The following is a 16,700-nucleotide window of genomic DNA, read 5'->3' as shown; positions in this document are numbered from 1 at the left end:
ACGACCACTAAAAATTCTTATCATGCCAGACAAGCAACACCATACCCCCACGGGGGAATTGTCCTATTACGGACTTTCGTTACTATCCTACCTCAAGGACAGCCACCCGGAACTCATCGCCGAAGGTGAGTTCATCGCCGAGCGGGCCGACAGCGCCGCCCAAGCGTACAGCGAGGCGATCCGTTCGGGCTGCAACCACATCGAGGCCGAAGAAATTGCCCGCGAGGAACTCTGCCGCGGACTGCACTTTTCACCCTACAACACGCTGGTAAACATCCTCTGGAGGGAATTCGAGGCGGAGATTCCCGAGGATACCGCCCGGCAGGCGGCTCTACGCCTGCTGCCCCTCTGCCGCGGGGTGCTGGAGAAGTACGACCTCACGGACGACTTCGCTGACACGCCCGACTACGAACTGTTCTATACCGAACTGACGGGAACCGTCCAAATACTTCTCGAAGATGGCATTCAATAAGAAAACCCACCTCCGCCAGAATATCGACGCGCTGAAGACGGCCTTCACGCTCGACAGGGAACGGCGGGCGCCGACTCCCGAAGAAGAAAGGACACTCGGCGCATACAGCGGCTTCGGCGCCATCAAGGAAGTGCTGGAAAACCCCACCGGGAAACCGGACAAGGACGGCATGGCAACGCTCGTGGCCGAGTTGCACGAGGTCATCAGGGCGAATACTCCCGACGAACGGGAATACAAGCGCTACATGGACGGGATCAAGAACTCCGTCCTGACGGCTTTTTACACGCCCCCGAAAGTGGCAGACGCCATCGTGGAGGCGATATGGGACACGCGGATTGCCCCCCAACGTATTCTTGACCCCAGTGCGGGAACGGGGGTTTTCGTCAATGCCGTGGATTTCCACGACCCCTACGCGGAGATCACCTGCTTCGAGAAAGACCCCGCCACGGGGTTGATCCTGAAGCACCTGCACCCCGAAAAACGGGTGCGGATACAGGGATTCGAGCGCATCGAACCCAAATACGCCGGTTACTACGACGTGGCCGTGAGCAACATCCCTTTCGGGGACGTGGCGCTCTTCGACCCGTTCTTCTCCACCCATACCGACCCCGTGCGGCGGCAAGGCACACGGGCGCTGCACAACTATTTTTTCATGAAGTCCGTCGATATGGTACGCGAGGGCGGCCTGGTGGCATTCATCACCTCGCAGGGAGTATTGAACGCCGAGCAGGGACGCCCCGTGCGCGAGTGGCTGATGAACCGCTGCGAGCCCGTATCGGCCATCCGGCTGCCGAACAACCTCTTTACAGAACACGCGGGGACGGAGGTCGGCAGCGACCTGGTTATCCTGCAAAAGAAAGCCGCCACGGGGGAACTGTCCGAACGGCAGCGGGATTTCATCGAATCCCGCAAGCTGTCGAACGGCATCCGGATAAACAACCTTTTCCAGTCGTTCGACAGGGTGATCCATACCGAGGCCAAAGTAGGCAAAGACCCCTACGGCAAACCGGCGATGGAGTTCACCCACGCGGAGGGCGTGGACGGCATCGACCGGGAGATGCGGCGTATGCTCTCGGAGGATTTCAACCGGCATTTCAACGAGAGTTATTGCCTGGAACATGCTCCGGAACAGACACCCGGTACACCGAAGCGGGAATTGTCCCGTCCCCGTCAGGCGGAACGCCAGCGTGCCGAAAGACACGAGCCCCGCCTTGCCGGAGAAATCGTCAAGGAGATTATCGCCGACGCCCGTAACCTTCAGCAGCAACGGGAAGAGGAGGAAAAACGCCGCGTCGTCGCCGAAATGGCGGCGCAGGGCTACCATGTCGATACCGAAACCGGGGAGATTACCCGAATCGAAAACAAACCCGGACAAGCGTTACCGGATTCTGCCGCCACATCCGCCGGAGAACCGACCGGGGAGGATCTGGCCGACTTCGGGGCCTGGTCGAAGGAGCGGGAGAATCGCTTGTGGGAGCAACACCCGCCGAAACCCGAAGATTTCGGCATGGCGGATACTCCCGTGCAGCACGTGGGCGGAACAACGGAACCGAAACCGCGGGAGGGCTTCGCCGGGTCGCTTTTCGACACGGTGGAAACGGCGGCTCCCGCACCTGCCACCCAAGCTGCCGAACCGGTAAACGTGCAGCAGGAACCGTTGCTGACGCTCTACGACCTGTTCGGCTTCAGCGCCGAGGAGCGGCGGCAGGCAGAACTCGGTATATCCAAGAAAAGGAACAGCCGCCGGGGAGCAAAGCGGAAGACGCCCCGACAACCCTCATTATTCGCCCCAGCCTCCTCTCCGGAGGAACAGAAGAGCGAAATGCCGAAAACGACGCCACCGGAGCGTGATCCCGAAGACTTGTATGCCTCCCTGAACTGGGAGGACAACCCGCCGATCAACGGCTTTTACGAGATGATGATGTCGCTTACCCCGGAACGGAGGGCGGAACTGCGCCGACAAAGCACCCGGCAGCAGGAAACCCCGGAACAGCGGGAACGGCAGGCGGTACGCCCCCCGACGGAAGCCCCGAAAGACAGACGGGAACAAGCCGCCGGTACGCCGAGAACGGGCAGCTTGTTCGACACGCCGGACAATCCGGAGGAGGAAGAACCCGGTAAAGAAACGCCGCAGATACGGGAGGCGGATATGAAACCCCGCCCGTTCGAGGGGGAGGTCGCCCCCTATTTCCGCGAAGGGACACTCGTCACGGACGGACAAAACCGGGTCGGCTACCTGCGGGGGATTGAATCCCTGCAACCCATGTTCCACCCGCTGGAACTCACGCCTGCACAACGGACGAAAGCCTCCATGTATATCGAGATACGCGATGCCTATTACCACCTTTATAACAACGAGGCGGAAACGCTGACGGCGAACCCCGCCCTGCGGGAGATGCTCAACCGGCTTTACGACAATTTCACCGAACGCTTCGGACGGCTCAATGACAAACGCAACCTCGACCTGATCAAGATGGACGCGCGGGGAACGGAGATTCTATCGCTGGAGCGTTACATCGACGGCAAGGCACGCAAAGCCGACATCTTCGAGCGTCCCGTGGCCTTCAATCCCGATGAGATCACGCACGCCGACGACGCTTCGGAGGCCCTTGTGGCCAGCCTGAACAAGTACGGCCGGGTGGAACCGCACTACATGGCTTCGCTCACGGGAACTACCGTGGAGGGAATACTCGGGGAACTGAAAGGACGCATCTATTACAACCCGGAAACGGACGGCTACGAGGTTGCCGACAAGTTCATCGCCGGCAATGTCATCGGGAAAGCCGAACGGATCGAGGCGTTCCTGCGGGAGAATCCCGACCACGCCCCGGCCCGGGAATCGCTGGAGGCTCTGCGCGAGGCGACGCCCAAACCCATCGCTTTCGACGACCTGGACTTCAACCTGGGCGAACGGTGGATTCCAAAAGGTGTTTACGAGCGTTTCGCCTCCTCGCTCTTCGATACGGAGGTGAAGATCACCTTCGCCTCCAACCTGGACGAGTACGGCGTGAAGGCGGAAGCGACGAACGTGAAGATCACGGAGCAGTATGCCGTCAGCGCGCAGACCCGTAAGTACAACGGCCTGCACCTTTTGAAACACGCCCTGCAAAACACTTCGCCCGACATCACCAAGACCGTCCTCAAATGGGTGGACGGCGAACGGCGGGAGGTCAAAGTGCGTGACGGGGAGGCCATACAGCTCGCCAACAGCAAGATAGACGAGATCCGGGGTGCTTTCCCCGAATGGCTGCGCGAGCAGTCGTCCGACTTCAAAGACCGCCTGACAGACCTCTATAACCGTACTTTCAACTGTTACGTGCGCCCGAAGTACGACGGGACGCACCAGGAATTCCCCGACCTCGACCTCAAGGGGCTGGGAATCGACAAACTGTATGACAGCCAGAAGGACGCGATATGGATGGACAAACTGCTCGGCGGCGGGATAATCGACCACGAGGTGGGCGGCGGAAAGACCCTTATCATGTGCTGCGGGGCCTACGAGAAGAAACGCCTCGGGCTGGCCAATAAACCCATGATTATCGGGCTGAAAGCCAACATCCATGAAATAGCCCGGACGTTCTGCACCGCTTACCCAATGGCCAAAGTCCTCTACCCGGGCAAGGAGGATTTCACGCCCCGGAAGCGTGAGCGCATCTTCCGGGAGATACGCAACAACGACTGGGACGCCGTGATCCTCTCGCACGAACAGTTCGGCATGATACCCCAGTCCCCGGAGATACAGCAGGAGATATTGCAGGCCGAGCTGGACTGCGTGGAGGAGAACCTCGAAGTGCTCAAAGCACAAGGCAGGGACGTTTCCCGCGCCATGATGAAAGGGTGTCAGAAACGCAAGGCCAACCTGGAAGCCAAGTTGCAGAAGGTGGCGCACGCGCTGGAAACACGCAAGGACGACGCCGTGGACTTCCGCCTCATGGGTATCGACCACCTCTACGTGGACGAGAGCCACAAATTCAAGAACCTGACTTTCACGACCCGGCATGACCGGGTGGCGGGCCTCGGAAATCCCGAGGGGTCGCAGCGGGCGCTCAACATGCTTTTCGCGCTGCGTACCATACAGCAGCGCACGGGCCGCGACCTGGGGGCGACGTTCCTCTCGGGAACGACCATCTCCAACTCGCTCACGGAACTGTACCTGCTTTTCAAGTACCTGCGCCCGAAGGAACTGGAGCGTCAGAATATCCGCACCTTCGATGCCTGGGCGGCCATATTTGCCAAGAAAACCATCGACTACGAGTTTTCCGTGACCAACGAGGTCGTGCAGAAAGAACGGTTCCGATATTTCATCAAGGTTCCCGAACTGGCCATGTTCTACTCCGAGATTACAGATTACCGCTCGGCGGAGGATATAGGGATCGACCGACCGCAAAAGAACGAGATATTGCACAATATCCCGCCAACACCCCAGCAGACGGAGTTCATAGAACGGCTGGTGCAGTTCGCCAAATCGGGCGATGCCACGCTCCTGGGCCGTCTGCCGCTCTCGGAGCGGGAGGAAAAGGCGAAAATGCTCATTGCCACAGACTACGCCCGCAAGATGTCGCTCGATATGCGTATGATAGACCCCGAACTATACAGCGACCACGTGGACAACAAGGCGAGCCACTGTGCCCGTATGATTGCCGGTTACTACCGCCGTTTCGAGGCGTACAAAGGTACGCAGTTCGTATTCTCCGACCTGGGAACCTACAAACCCGGAGCGGGGTGGAACGTCTATTCCGAGATACGGCGTAAACTCGCGGAGGATTACGGCATACCCCAAAGCGAGGTGCGGTTCATCCAGGAGGCGACCTCGGAAAAAGCGCGCAAGGAGATGATCGCCGGTATGAATGCCGGGAAAATCCGCGTACTCTTCGGATCGACCGAGATGCTCGGGACGGGAGTGAACGCGCAGAAACGCTGCGTGGCGATACACCACCTGGACTGCCCCTGGCGTCCCAGCGACCTGGAACAGCGCGACGGGCGGGGAATACGCACCGGGAACGAGATCGCCAAACTCCATGCCGACAACAAGGTGGACGTGATATTATACGCCGTCGAGAAGTCGCTCGACGCCTACAAGTTCGGGCTGTTGCACAACAAGCAACTGTTCATCCGCCAGCTCAAGACCAACAACATGGGAAGCCGTACCATCGACGAGGGGGCCATCGACGAAAAGAGCGGCATGAATTTTTCCGAGTATGTCGCCGTCCTCTCGGGAAATACAGACCTGTTGGACAAGGCCCGCCTGGAGAAGAAGATTGCCACGCTCGAAAGCGAACGCCAGGCATTCGTGCGCGGTAAATCATCGAGCCGCTACAAGCTGGAGCAGATCACGGAGAAGATAGAGAAGAACAACGACCTGATACGGCGTATCGGCAAGGATCTGGAACACTTCAAGGCCCGCGTCGAGTTCAACGAGGACGGCTCGTACCGCAATCCCGTGAAACTGAACGGGCTGGAAACCTCCGACCCCAAGCTCATCGGGAAACAGCTCAACCGTATCGCCGAAACGGCACGCACGCTCGACAGGCTCGAACCCATCGGGAGCCTCTACGGGTTCGAGCTGCTCGTCCAGAGCGAAACGACCGGGAAAGACGGGCTCGACCTGGTGCAGAACCGTTTTTATGTCCGGGGTGAAGGGGATTATCTATACCAGTATAACTACGGGAATATCGCCTCCGACCCGCGACTGGCGGCGATGAACTTCATCCACGCGCTCGCGACCATCGAGCCGACACTGGAGAAATTCCGGAAAAAGAATGAGGAACTGGAGAAAGATATTCCCGTCCTGCGGGAAGTGGTGGAAAGTTCCTGGCGCAAGGAGCCCGAACTGACGGCCCTAAAAGCTGACCTGACGGAAATAGACCGCAGGATACAGCAAAGCCTCAAACCGATAGAAGAGAGCGAGGGAAAGGAGGCGGAGGAGGATAACGACGTGTGCCGGGAACGGCATGACACGGCGGAAGAGCTCCCGAAGGAAGACAACACGGCGACCCGTATTCCTTCCCGGCTGCGGCAGATTGCCGACGCCTCCGGGGGGCGCATCGTCATCGCGGGCGTGGGCAGCCCGCCGGAGAACGGCCCTGCGAAGAAAGGGATCAAGATGTAAACGAAAAGCCGACGGAAGTACAGATTTCCGTCGGCTTTTTTCATATGCCCGTGAGCGTTGTTGTCACACTTCCTGCAAGAGTGTTTGCAGCTCCTCCTGCGTGGGAAGATAGGTCATGTACTGGGCGGCGAAGACCTGCTTTTCATCTTCGGGCAGCGTGTAACGGACGACCGCGTCGTTTTTCTCCGCGCAGAGGACGATACCCACCGGAGGGTTATCCCCGGGATTCATCAACTCACGGGTGTAGTAATTGACATACATCTGCATCTGCCCCAAATCCTGGTGGGTCAGCTCCCCGGATTTCAAATCTATTAAAACGAAACAACGGGCCAGGTAATTGTAAAAGACCAGGTCGATGTAGAAATGCTTGTCGTCGAAGGAGATACGCTTCTGTCGCGCGACGAAGGCGAAGCCTTTCCCGAGTTCGAGCATGAAGCGCTGCAAGCGGCTGATGAGCAGTTGCTCCAGATCGGTTTCCAGAAAATGCTCTCCCTGCGGGATCCCGAGAAACTCCAGGATATACGGGTCGCGGATGATCTCTTTGGGTTCGACACGCCCGGGTTCGGTACGGGAAATTTCCTCTTTCACGGCTTTCTTGTCTCGGCTGGCCAGCAGGCGGTCATAGAAAAGCGTGTTGATTTGGCGGTCGAGCTGCCGGACACTCCAGTTTTCCTTGACGCACTCGTGCAGGTAAAAATCACGGGCGGCATCGCCCGACACCTTGAGAAGCGTGCGGCAATGCGACCAGCTCAATTTATCACACAGCGTGTGATATTTCGGGTAGCACTGGTAAAACTGCCTCATGTACCGCAGGTTGGTGGCCGTGAACCCGTTTCCGAACTCCGCCACGAGCCGCCTGGAAAGGGTGTTGATGACAGCCTTGCCATATCCGGCACGGTCGGTTCCCTGCTGCTCGTACTCCACTATGTATTTCCCTACCTGCCAGTAAGCCCTCACGAGGGTCGAATTGACATGATGTATCACCTTTGCGCGCGCTTCCTGCAAGATATGGCGCACGTTATGCAGCAGCTCTTCCTCCCCTTTGTCGGCAGGATGTATTTTATCTGTTTCTTTCATTGTTCATTATTATATAGGCTTCCAAGTGCAAACATACTGATTTTACGGCAAATATCGAGCGGTTGCACCGTCATGTCGTGCCTTATTCCATGTATCTCCGCGTTTTTCCATGACGCCGGACTCTCGGGACAGGGCCTAACCGGAACCGGCAGGACGATCCTTTTTCAGCTTGCGGAAATTACTGAAGTTACGCTCGATGAACCGCAGGACGTCCGATTCCCGGTAGAAGGTCTTGTGATAGATCATCTCGTAAGGCAGCTCTCCCGAGGTGCGGTAACGCTGGAGTGTGCGCTTGCTGATATTGAGCATACGGCACAGGTCGTAATTGTCCAGAAGACGCTCCCCGTCAGGCAGGATGGAAAGCGGTTGCTCCACGTCCCCCGCGCACAGCTTCTCGATACGTTCCAGCCGTTCCGAGAGCCGCTGCATCCATCCGTCGAAATATTCCTTGTCCAGAAACATGGCCTACTCCTTTGGTTGGTTCTTGCGCCGCACGGAACGCTCCTTCAGCACACGGCGGATTTCCGTGAGGGAATAATACAGCTTCCGGTTGATGGCCGAATAGGTGATCACGTGATCCGAGCGGAGGCGTTGAAGGGTACGCCCGCTGATGCCCAGGTAACGGCAGACCTGCTCGCCGTCCATCCATTCGTCGTTTATATACTCCTTATTCCATGCACGCCCCTTTTCAGGGAGAGAGGCGATTGCAGCCTCTATTTTCTCTATACGCCCGACAAGCTCGTTATAGGCTCGCGAACCGATCACTATGATTTTCATACTTCTTTGTTTTTTAGTCTGTTACAAAGGTCGGGCTTATATGGACAGCTTAAAACGAGGTCGGTACGACTTTTTTTTGATAATTTGCAGTGAACTGATTCTCAATGGTTCATGCGGTGAAGAAGGCAGTGTTTTTTACCGAAATCCGCGGCCCGTACTCGGTATTTTTATTGGCAGAAATGCGATAGCATACTGTGATTCAACGCTTAACGGTGTTCTAATCCGGACGGGGCTACAACGGAACACCCGTATCGGCTCCTTATACGGGTGCAAATACGGGCGTTCGGGAAAGTTCCTTTCGAGAGTTACGGGGGAAAACCGACCTCGGTTCTTTTGTTATATACAACGCTGATTATCAGTGTTTCTATAAGGAATAGAGTGCTTTACCGGTTCATGTTCTACTCGGAATTGCCGTTTTTCTTGTTTCGCTTCCACGTCTGCATACGTTTAAGCAGGGCCTCTTTCGCCTTGTCAAGCCACGGTGTCGGGTTGTTTCGGATTTTCATATCGCAGAATGTCCTCGAAAGGTTCATGTCGAGGTGTACGTTGAAAGCGTTGGAAATGTAGCTGGCAAGTTGCGTGAGTGGCACATTGCCGAAACAGCCTTTACTGTCGAGCAGGTAAATAAGTTCCGTCAGATCCGTCTTCGAGTCCTGCCATGTCGGACGCACGTCAGACAATGGCAGAACCATGTTCCGGAGGTTCGTGCTCTCCAGTGATTCCAATTCGCCCATAAGATAAACCGACAACATATCGTTGGCCAGGATTTTAGCCACCTTGAAATCCGCGTTTGTCGAAAACTGCGGGTCGAGTTCATAGTAGAAGGTTTCCAGGTATTGCTCCGTGTCGGTCTGCCCGCGCAGGAAATAGAGGCTGTCCAGGTGTGTGGCGCCGCTGCGGAAATAGCGGATAAAGTCGAGGCGTTTCTGCGTGTACGCGTTGATGGCCCGAACATGGGCGTCCAGGTACTCCCGTTGTGCCTCGATACTTCCTACCGGACGGTTCATCTCGATATTATAGAGCTTGCGGTAATAGATCAGACGGCAAAAAAGACGGGGTTTGATTTCTTTGAAGAACGTTATCTCCTCGTCATCGTTTTGAAAACGGTAGCCGATGATATATTGTTTCAAACGGTCGAACGCTTCTCCCAGGACACGTGACGCTTCAAGCGACTTTTTCAACACGTCGGTATCCCGCGATTCGATGCGTTCGATACTCCGCAGGACTTCACTGTTTAATTTCTCTATAAATACAATCATAATCCGTCTTGTTACTTTCGCGCATAAAGTTAGCGAATCGAAAAGCCGACGGATTACGATTTTTATCTTTCTCTTCGTTTTTTTATCACGAGGCCGATTTTAATGTCAGATCCGGCCTTCCTGGCGGATGGAAGTGGGATTGCTCCCCATATTCCGCTTGCAAAAGTCCGTAAAGTGGGATTGGGCGGAGAAACCGCACATGTAGGCTATTTCCTGCAACGTGTAGTGTGTCGTCCGCAGCAACTCCCCGATACGTTCGATACGGCGCTGACGTAACCACGAGGAGGCCGAGCAGCCGAAAACCCGCTGGAAACGCCGGCGGAAGGTAATCGTGCTGGAATACCCGCAAACCCCGGCGAGTTCCGTGACGTTATCCGAGGCAAGATAATTCGATTTGACACGGGAGATGAACTCGTAATCGTCCCCCAGGTGCAACAGTTCCTCGAACTCCCCGACATCGGCGGGAGTGAGATGTTCATAAGAGACGTCGAGCATTTTCAGCATGACAGCAGCGTTACATTCAACGGGCATACCCAATGTCTTACGGGCTTCACGCAGGTAATTCTTGAACCGCAGCCGCAGCGTGTCGTGATGCGGGTAGGAACACTGGGACAGAATGGTGCAGACCGTCCGCAGTTCATCGACACAACAATAGCCGAAATACCACGTTACAAGACGCTCGACATAATGGACGGCATGAAACTCCTCCGAAAGCATCAGAAGAAGCAGGAACGGGGTGAAATCCTGGTATTCCCCCGTTATGGGACGGGGTGCTTCGTCAAGCAAGGAGGCGATGTCCCGCATCAGCAAAGAATCTCCCGAGTACGCTTTTATTTGTTCGGAACTGCGGGCATAATCCCGGTAACGCGATATGACCGCCGACAAAGAATTGAACTTCACGGCGTGAACGCCTTCTATAAAGGAAGGGCGAAGACTGTTGTAAATGGATAAGTCGGTTTGCATAAGTCATTTCTATAAAACGGAGCCGCATCCCCTTGTTGCCAAAGCTCCGCAAGTCATTACTTATGAACCGCTTGGAACACGGTACGAATCCTAATTACAAATATATCGCATCCGACAATCCGGAACAAATATCAGCAGGCAAAAATGAAAATAAACCTCGTTATTTTTGATTTTTACCTGCAATAATATTATATTTGCAAACAAATAAGAGTTGTTTGACAGCATGAGAAATATAGTGTATCAAAGCACTTTACCAATTTCTTATCCGTTGCCCATTCTCATGCGAGTTTCTTTTAATCTATTTGTAGTCAATTAAATACCTTCAGACTACATCAAATATACTAAAAAAATGAGATATTCAGACCTTGGCTTTCTTCTTTTTGTTGATGGATTGGGTGATTTTGGCAAATACTAACAGTGCCAGTGCAGATATCAGACCGATAGCGGCGAAATAGTACCAGATATAATGCGCATTGGTGCTGGCAGCCTCCCATGCTTCACGAGTCTCAAAGAGGACAGGATCGGGACAGTATTTTGTCAACAATACTCCGGCGATACCAAAACCGAAGATGGAAGAGAGGAAGGAATGAAGATGGCTAAATCCGAGATACATACCTTCTTCACCCTTAGGCGCTTGCAGGGAGAAGTACTCCAGATAACGCGGTGAAATAAAACATTCTGCCAAAGCCTGTATCACGATACCCGCTATCATCATTAATGTGATATTGCTCATTCCGCTTATCACGTCATTTCCAAGCAGGTTACCGCATGCCATCAGCAGAGCCGAAAATGGGATAAGGAACATACCGATATTCATGGAAGTAATAGCTGACCGTTTTGCCATCAAACGCGTCACGAAACTAACGCAGCAAACCACTACAAACGGATTTACATTGGCTATCCAACCCGGCTTGGCAGTTTCGCCCGCCATACGGATTACATATTTAGGCATCGTAGCGTATAACTGTTGCTGCACCATCCAGAATCCCGTTATAATCAGGATAAGAATCAGCAGACGCCAGTTTGTAATGATGCGCAGGAAACCCTGACCGATTTCACGCATACTTTTTCCTTCGCCTGCCGTATGGGTAGATTTATAGAGCAGAACAACGGAAAGTAATGCCAATATTGTCATCGTAGCAGAGAAATAGTTGATATAGATATACGCCTGCTCTCCAATAACATTCCGCAACGGGTCAATCACTGTTTTTCCGGTAAATGCACCAATATTCACCATCATATAAAAAATGGAATAACCGCGTGCACGATTTGCTTCCGTAGTTTCTTTTGCCACTGAAGCCGAAATAATGGATTTGATAAACGATCCGCCCACCATGATAACAAACAGCACAGGAACGATCATCCAGCGGCTATCGCTATCCGGCAGTCCGGTGAAACGGGTTGCTTTGCCATATTCCACCAAACCGGCAGCTTCCAGCAGGGTAGGGAGAATTCCTAACCCCAAATATCCGACAGACAGCAGCGAAAAAGCAACAATCATGGATTTCCGGAAACCTATCTTATCGGCATAAGCACCCGTGAAGATAGGCAAAAGATAAAGACCACCGGAAAATAAACCGGAAATCATACTCGCTTCAAGGTCGTTGAAGCCTAAAATAGAAGAAAGATAAATGGTGAGAACGATAAAAACGGCATAATACGCCATACGTTCGAACAGTTCGACCGTGTTGCTTACCCAAAAGGCTTTAGTGAACCCTTTAGATACATTTTTGGGTGATTGAGTCATCCTAATATTATGTTGTTAGTGAAAAATTAAGCGCAAAAATACATTTTTATGAAATTATATGCAAATTTCTTTCATATTTGCCTATTGTAAAAGTGAGAGAACGCTTTGTTTTTTCAATAAGATTCGTATCTTTGTTCTGTAATTTTTCAGCATAAAACTATGACAATAGCAGTTGATTTCGACGGAACTATAGTAGAACATCGCTATCCCCGTATCGGTAAAGAAATCCCTTTTGCAACAGACACTTTAAAACTGTTGCAGCAAGATCAGCATAAGCTCATCTTATGGAGTGTGCGCGAAGGTGAGCTTCTGGAAGAAGCCGTTGCCTGGTGCAAAGAAAGAGGAGTGGAATTCTATGCTGTCAATCGTGATTATCCCGAAGAAAAGCAGCAGGACTGTGGATTTTCCCGTAAACTGAAAGTAGACCTTTTCATTGACGACCGCAATCTGGGCGGATTGCCCGATTGGGGACTTATCTATCAGATGATTAAAGAACATAAAACGTTCCGGGATATCTATACGCAAGGTAATATTCCTGCGGAACAGGACAAAAAGAAGAAGTGGTGGTTTTAGAAAATACCGTCCGGACTTTACCTAACCTATGAAAGTCCGGAACAGTATCTTCATTGAGAAGAAAAAAAGTGAGATGAAAAAATGAGTGTATATTACTTATGCTTTTTATGAGTATCTCTGTAACCATAACTATCTCCGTAGCCATATCCGTAACCATATTTCTTTTCCGCCAGATTACCAGCATTCACTACCAAAGATATTTGGTTCAGTTGCCCTGACCGCTGTATCTCTACAATTTCAGACAACACATTCTTGTGCGTATAATTCATGCGGCACACATAGAGTGTGAAATCAGTCACCTTGCTTAGGCTCAGTGTATCACTAATCAATCTTACCGGAGCCGAATCCACAATGATATAATCAAACTGTTCACGAAAATACGCGAATGCTTCTTTCAATCGGGCTCTCTCCAACAGTTCTGCCGGATTAGGAGGGATAGGTCCGGCAGGCGCAACGAATAATTGTTCGTGTACCCCTGATGGGAAGATTATATCTTCCAGCTTTATCTCATTGTCCGAAAGGTAACTGGTCATACCTACATGACTCTTTATTCCGAAGTACTCCGCCAGTCTGGGACGACGGATATCCAGACCTACTACCAGTACCCGGCATCCCAGAAAAGCAAAGGTCAGAGCCAGATTGATGCTGATGAAACTTTTTCCTTCTCCGCTGATAGTGGAGGTCATCAGGATACACTTTTTATCGCCATCTTCGGTTAGAAAGCGCAGATTGCTTCTCATGCGGCGAAAAGATTCTTCCATGATACCGTTTTGTCCTTCTTCAATGCGATCACCTTCTTTGGTATAAGGAATAATCCCCATCACAGGGATTTGTGTACTCTCAACTTCTGCTACCGACCTAATTTTAGTACGGAAAATTCCTCCGAACAAAATAACTCCTGCCGTCATAACACATGCCAGAAACAGACTTCCGGCATAGATCATCATACTTCGCGGAGCTATCGGTCTGTCAGCAGATAGGGGAGCATCAATCACTCTTGCTTTGTTCATTGTGGCTGCCAAAGAAATAGCTGCCTGTTCACGCCGTTCAAGTAACATCAGATATAGGTTTGCCTTAATTTGCTGTTGACGGTCTATGTTATTGAACTCCCTTTCCTGCTTCGGCATATTTCCGATACGGGAGTTGAAATAATCGGTTTTACGTAGGATGTCAGTGCGCGCGATGCCGAGTCCGTCTTTTACACCGACCACAGAACTCACCACATTTCTTCTCAGCGCATCAATGCGAATATCCTGATTAACAACCGTCGGATTATCTGCCTTCATGGTGTTCATCAGCCGCTCACGTTCCAGCAGTTCCTTGTTATATTCGTTAATCAGTTGCATCAGCTCCGTATCGGCAATACCCGTATTTACCGGTAGTAGAGAGAAACGGTGTTTATCATCCAATAGATAATTATAAATATAGTTAGTCATATTTAGTTGCATCTCCACATCCAGCAACTTCTTTTCGTACTCATTGTTTGTATTCAGATCCAGAGTCATGTTGGTTTTCAAATCGCTCAGACGTTCTTTTTGTTTGTATTGCTCCAGATGCTTTTCTACAAATCCCAATTCGTTGCTGATACTGTCCAAACGTTCTTCCAAAAAGATGAGTGTATTTCCTGTCACCTTATTCTTATCATCCATTGCATCCCGGTTATAGACTTCGATCAACTTGGCAAGAAAGGATTCCGCACGATCCTTATCCGTATCCTTGAAGGTCAGACTGATGATGGAAGTTTTCTTCGAAGTAGTAGTGACCACCAGCTGACCGGAATAATCGTTCACGGCATCGATAGGGCGGGAAATGCTTATCTTTATGGCTTCGGAAAACTGATGTCCGGGCAGTAATCTTAAAGTACATCGTCCGGCAGGAGTTTCTACAAAAGCAGGGAAACCTGTGAAAATCTCCGTTACACATATATCGTCCAAGGCACTGCTCACGGTATAGCGTTCACCTGCCTTCTCCACTTGTATCAGCAACGTTCCGCTCAATGTATCCATGGATGCTTTATCCATAGAAGCAATGATGGGCGGCATAGTGGTTTCATTATAGAAAAGTCCATCTTTCACCTTGTACTTTGTATGCAGATTCAGCTCATTAATCACTTGTAGCAGGATAGAGCGTGAACGCAATATCTCCATTTCATCTTCAATCTGCGTATTTGCAGAGGTGAGGGAAGAAGGAGCGACTTTCTGAAACAACTCGTCGATGGCCTTATTGCTTCCTTCCGAATCCTTGATGACAACAGAAGCCGTTGCCTGATAGACGGGAGTGGTTACATGTACATAAATGTATGCGCCGGTAAGTGCTACCACAGCAGCTAGCAGAAACCACCGCCAGTGCGCCAACAGTTTGTAGAAAAGTTCAATCAGGTCTATTTCTTGTTCCTGCATTTGATTACTGTCCATATGATTGGTGTTCATATATAGATTGTATTAGTAGTGATTTATACTTTTTATCGTAAAATGTTAACCATTAACCCCGCCAGGGATATGAGAATAGAGGTTATGGAGATCAGAAGATTGGTGGAAGAACCAATGTTGGCACTCTGTTTCTTTGCCTTGTTCGGCTCCACGTAAACGATGTCATTCTGCCGTAGATAAAAGTCGGGGGAATAAATAATGTTTTCATCATTCAGGTTGATGGTGACAAGATTTTGTTTGCCGTCTACAGTGCGGATAATGCGTACATTATCACGCTTCCCGTATATGGTCAGATCACCCGCCATTGCTACAGCTTCAAAAACATTCACCTGTTCGTTATTTACGGTATAGACTCCCGGGCGGCTTACTTCTCCAATTACGGAAATCTTATAGTTTACCAACCGGACAGTCACGATGGGACGCTCTTTCAAGTAACGTTCCAGTTTCCCCACAATCAGTTCAGAGGTTTCCTGAGTAGTCATTCCGCCTACTTTCAAAGTGCCGAGCACAGGAAAAACTATTTCCCCCTGATTATTCACCAGATAGTTTTGCAGGGTAGGTTGTGAAACTAAATTAGTGGAATTAATTCCGGTTTGTGAAGCAGGTACCACTAAATTGAAAGGCAAGGCGGCTTCCGGTTCAGAACAACTGACGGAGATGGTAAGCAAATCTTTAGGCATGATGTGGGCATCATATTCTATAAGAGTGTCCCGGAATTCCTCATTCAGCTTTTGCAAATAGGATACTTGCCTGCTTGATGAACAGGAAGAACAGAGCAGGCACAGAAAAGTTGCCGCACATAAGGCAGATATAGTATTTCTCATCATGTATATCCGGTGTCGAAAGTCCCATACGACACCTATAAATAAAATGAAAGCGTGGGAACTGTTGCCATTATCTGTCAAAGAGGTATCGCCAAACACCCAAGACACAGATAATGAGGCAACAGCCCACGCCCTACTATACATTTAGATATACAGTGAGTATGAGCGTTTTGTTGCCTATTATTCTCGTGTCTTTTTGAAATTGGCGATTTCCTTTGACAAGAATAATATGGTAAACGCTTCTAACTATTTAATATGTAACGCCTTAGGAGTATATCAGAATAACCCTAAAGATGTCGCAAAGTTAATGAATAATTTATAAAAGCCAATAACATCGGAAAAAATTCTCTCTCGTATATATAATATCTCATGTAAGTCTAAAGGATATATCAGTTATTATTAAAAGATAATGCTACTTACACCCGGGTGTAAGCAACACTATTCTTTAAAGAAGCGATGGCTGCGTATAA

At 51.1% G+C, this 16,700-nt stretch carries 11 protein-coding genes; 3 read left to right on the top strand and 8 right to left on the bottom strand.

The genetic code is table 11. The features are described 5' to 3' along the window. Window positions 1-22 precede the first annotated feature (22 nt). Together BACINT_RS09710 and BACINT_RS09705 are read left to right on the top strand one after the other, a co-directional pair. Window positions 23-472: a DUF1896 family protein gene (locus BACINT_RS09710; RefSeq protein WP_154291651.1), complete on the top strand. Its 450-nt coding sequence runs from the start codon at window positions 23-25 to the stop codon at window positions 470-472. Further along, window positions 459-6,581, top strand: a complete 6,123-nt coding sequence (locus BACINT_RS09705) for a helicase-related protein (protein ID WP_007662650.1) — start codon at window positions 459-461, stop codon at window positions 6,579-6,581. Before BACINT_RS09710 ends, BACINT_RS09705 begins: the two co-directional genes overlap by 14 nt. A gap of 63 nt (window positions 6,582-6,644) precedes the next feature. Here BACINT_RS09705 and BACINT_RS09700 read toward each other — a convergent pair whose 3' ends face one another. The 6 genes from BACINT_RS09700 to BACINT_RS09675 all read right to left on the bottom strand — a co-directional run bounded on the left by BACINT_RS09700 (window position 6,645) and on the right by BACINT_RS09675 (window position 12,404). Beyond that, window positions 6,645-7,658 carry a PDDEXK nuclease domain-containing protein gene (locus BACINT_RS09700; RefSeq protein WP_007662649.1) on the bottom strand — a complete coding sequence of 338 codons (1,014 nt, stop codon included), beginning with the start codon at window positions 7,656-7,658 and terminating at the stop codon, window positions 6,645-6,647. Window positions 7,659-7,793: 135 nt separating this feature from the next. Then, window positions 7,794-8,120 (bottom strand): helix-turn-helix domain-containing protein, encoded by a 327-nt coding sequence (locus BACINT_RS09695; protein ID WP_004295487.1) that lies wholly within the window; start codon window positions 8,118-8,120, stop codon window positions 7,794-7,796. Window positions 8,121-8,123: 3 nt separating this feature from the next. Then, window positions 8,124-8,435 (bottom strand): helix-turn-helix domain-containing protein, encoded by a 312-nt coding sequence (locus BACINT_RS09690; protein WP_004295488.1) that lies wholly within the window; start codon window positions 8,433-8,435, stop codon window positions 8,124-8,126. Window positions 8,436-8,833: 398 nt separating this feature from the next. Beyond that, window positions 8,834-9,694 (bottom strand): RteC domain-containing protein, encoded by an 861-nt coding sequence (locus BACINT_RS09685; protein WP_007662647.1) that lies wholly within the window; start codon window positions 9,692-9,694, stop codon window positions 8,834-8,836. A 105-nt stretch (window positions 9,695-9,799) separates the two neighbouring features. Further along, entirely contained in the window at window positions 9,800-10,657 is an 858-nt protein-coding gene (locus tag BACINT_RS24780) for a helix-turn-helix transcriptional regulator (RefSeq protein ID WP_007662646.1), read from the bottom strand. A 358-nt stretch (window positions 10,658-11,015) separates the two neighbouring features. Continuing rightward, on the bottom strand, window positions 11,016-12,404 hold the full coding sequence (locus BACINT_RS09675; RefSeq protein ID WP_007662645.1) for an MFS transporter: 1,389 nt from the start codon (window positions 12,402-12,404) through the stop codon (window positions 11,016-11,018). A 159-nt stretch (window positions 12,405-12,563) separates the two neighbouring features. Between BACINT_RS09675 and BACINT_RS09670 the strand changes: the two genes are divergently transcribed. Then, complete coding sequence (locus BACINT_RS09670; protein WP_007662641.1) at window positions 12,564-12,977, top strand: BT0820 family HAD-type phosphatase; 414 nt, start codon at window positions 12,564-12,566, stop codon at window positions 12,975-12,977. Between the two features lie 92 nt (window positions 12,978-13,069). Here BACINT_RS09670 and BACINT_RS09665 read toward each other — a convergent pair whose 3' ends face one another. Continuing rightward, window positions 13,070-15,406, bottom strand: a complete 2,337-nt coding sequence (locus BACINT_RS09665; protein WP_007662639.1) for a GumC family protein — start codon at window positions 15,404-15,406, stop codon at window positions 13,070-13,072. 32 nt (window positions 15,407-15,438) lie between these two features. Further along, on the bottom strand, window positions 15,439-16,143 hold the full coding sequence (locus tag BACINT_RS09660; RefSeq protein WP_007662638.1) for a polysaccharide biosynthesis/export family protein: 705 nt from the start codon (window positions 16,141-16,143) through the stop codon (window positions 15,439-15,441). Window positions 16,144-16,700: the final 557 nt, after the last annotated feature.

It is taken from the genome of Bacteroides intestinalis DSM 17393 (assembly GCF_000172175.1).
Classification (GTDB): Bacteria; Bacteroidota; Bacteroidia; order Bacteroidales; family Bacteroidaceae; genus Bacteroides; species Bacteroides intestinalis.
Note: the sequence above shows the minus strand (reverse complement) of the source record. Positions and strands in the feature narration are given on the sequence as shown.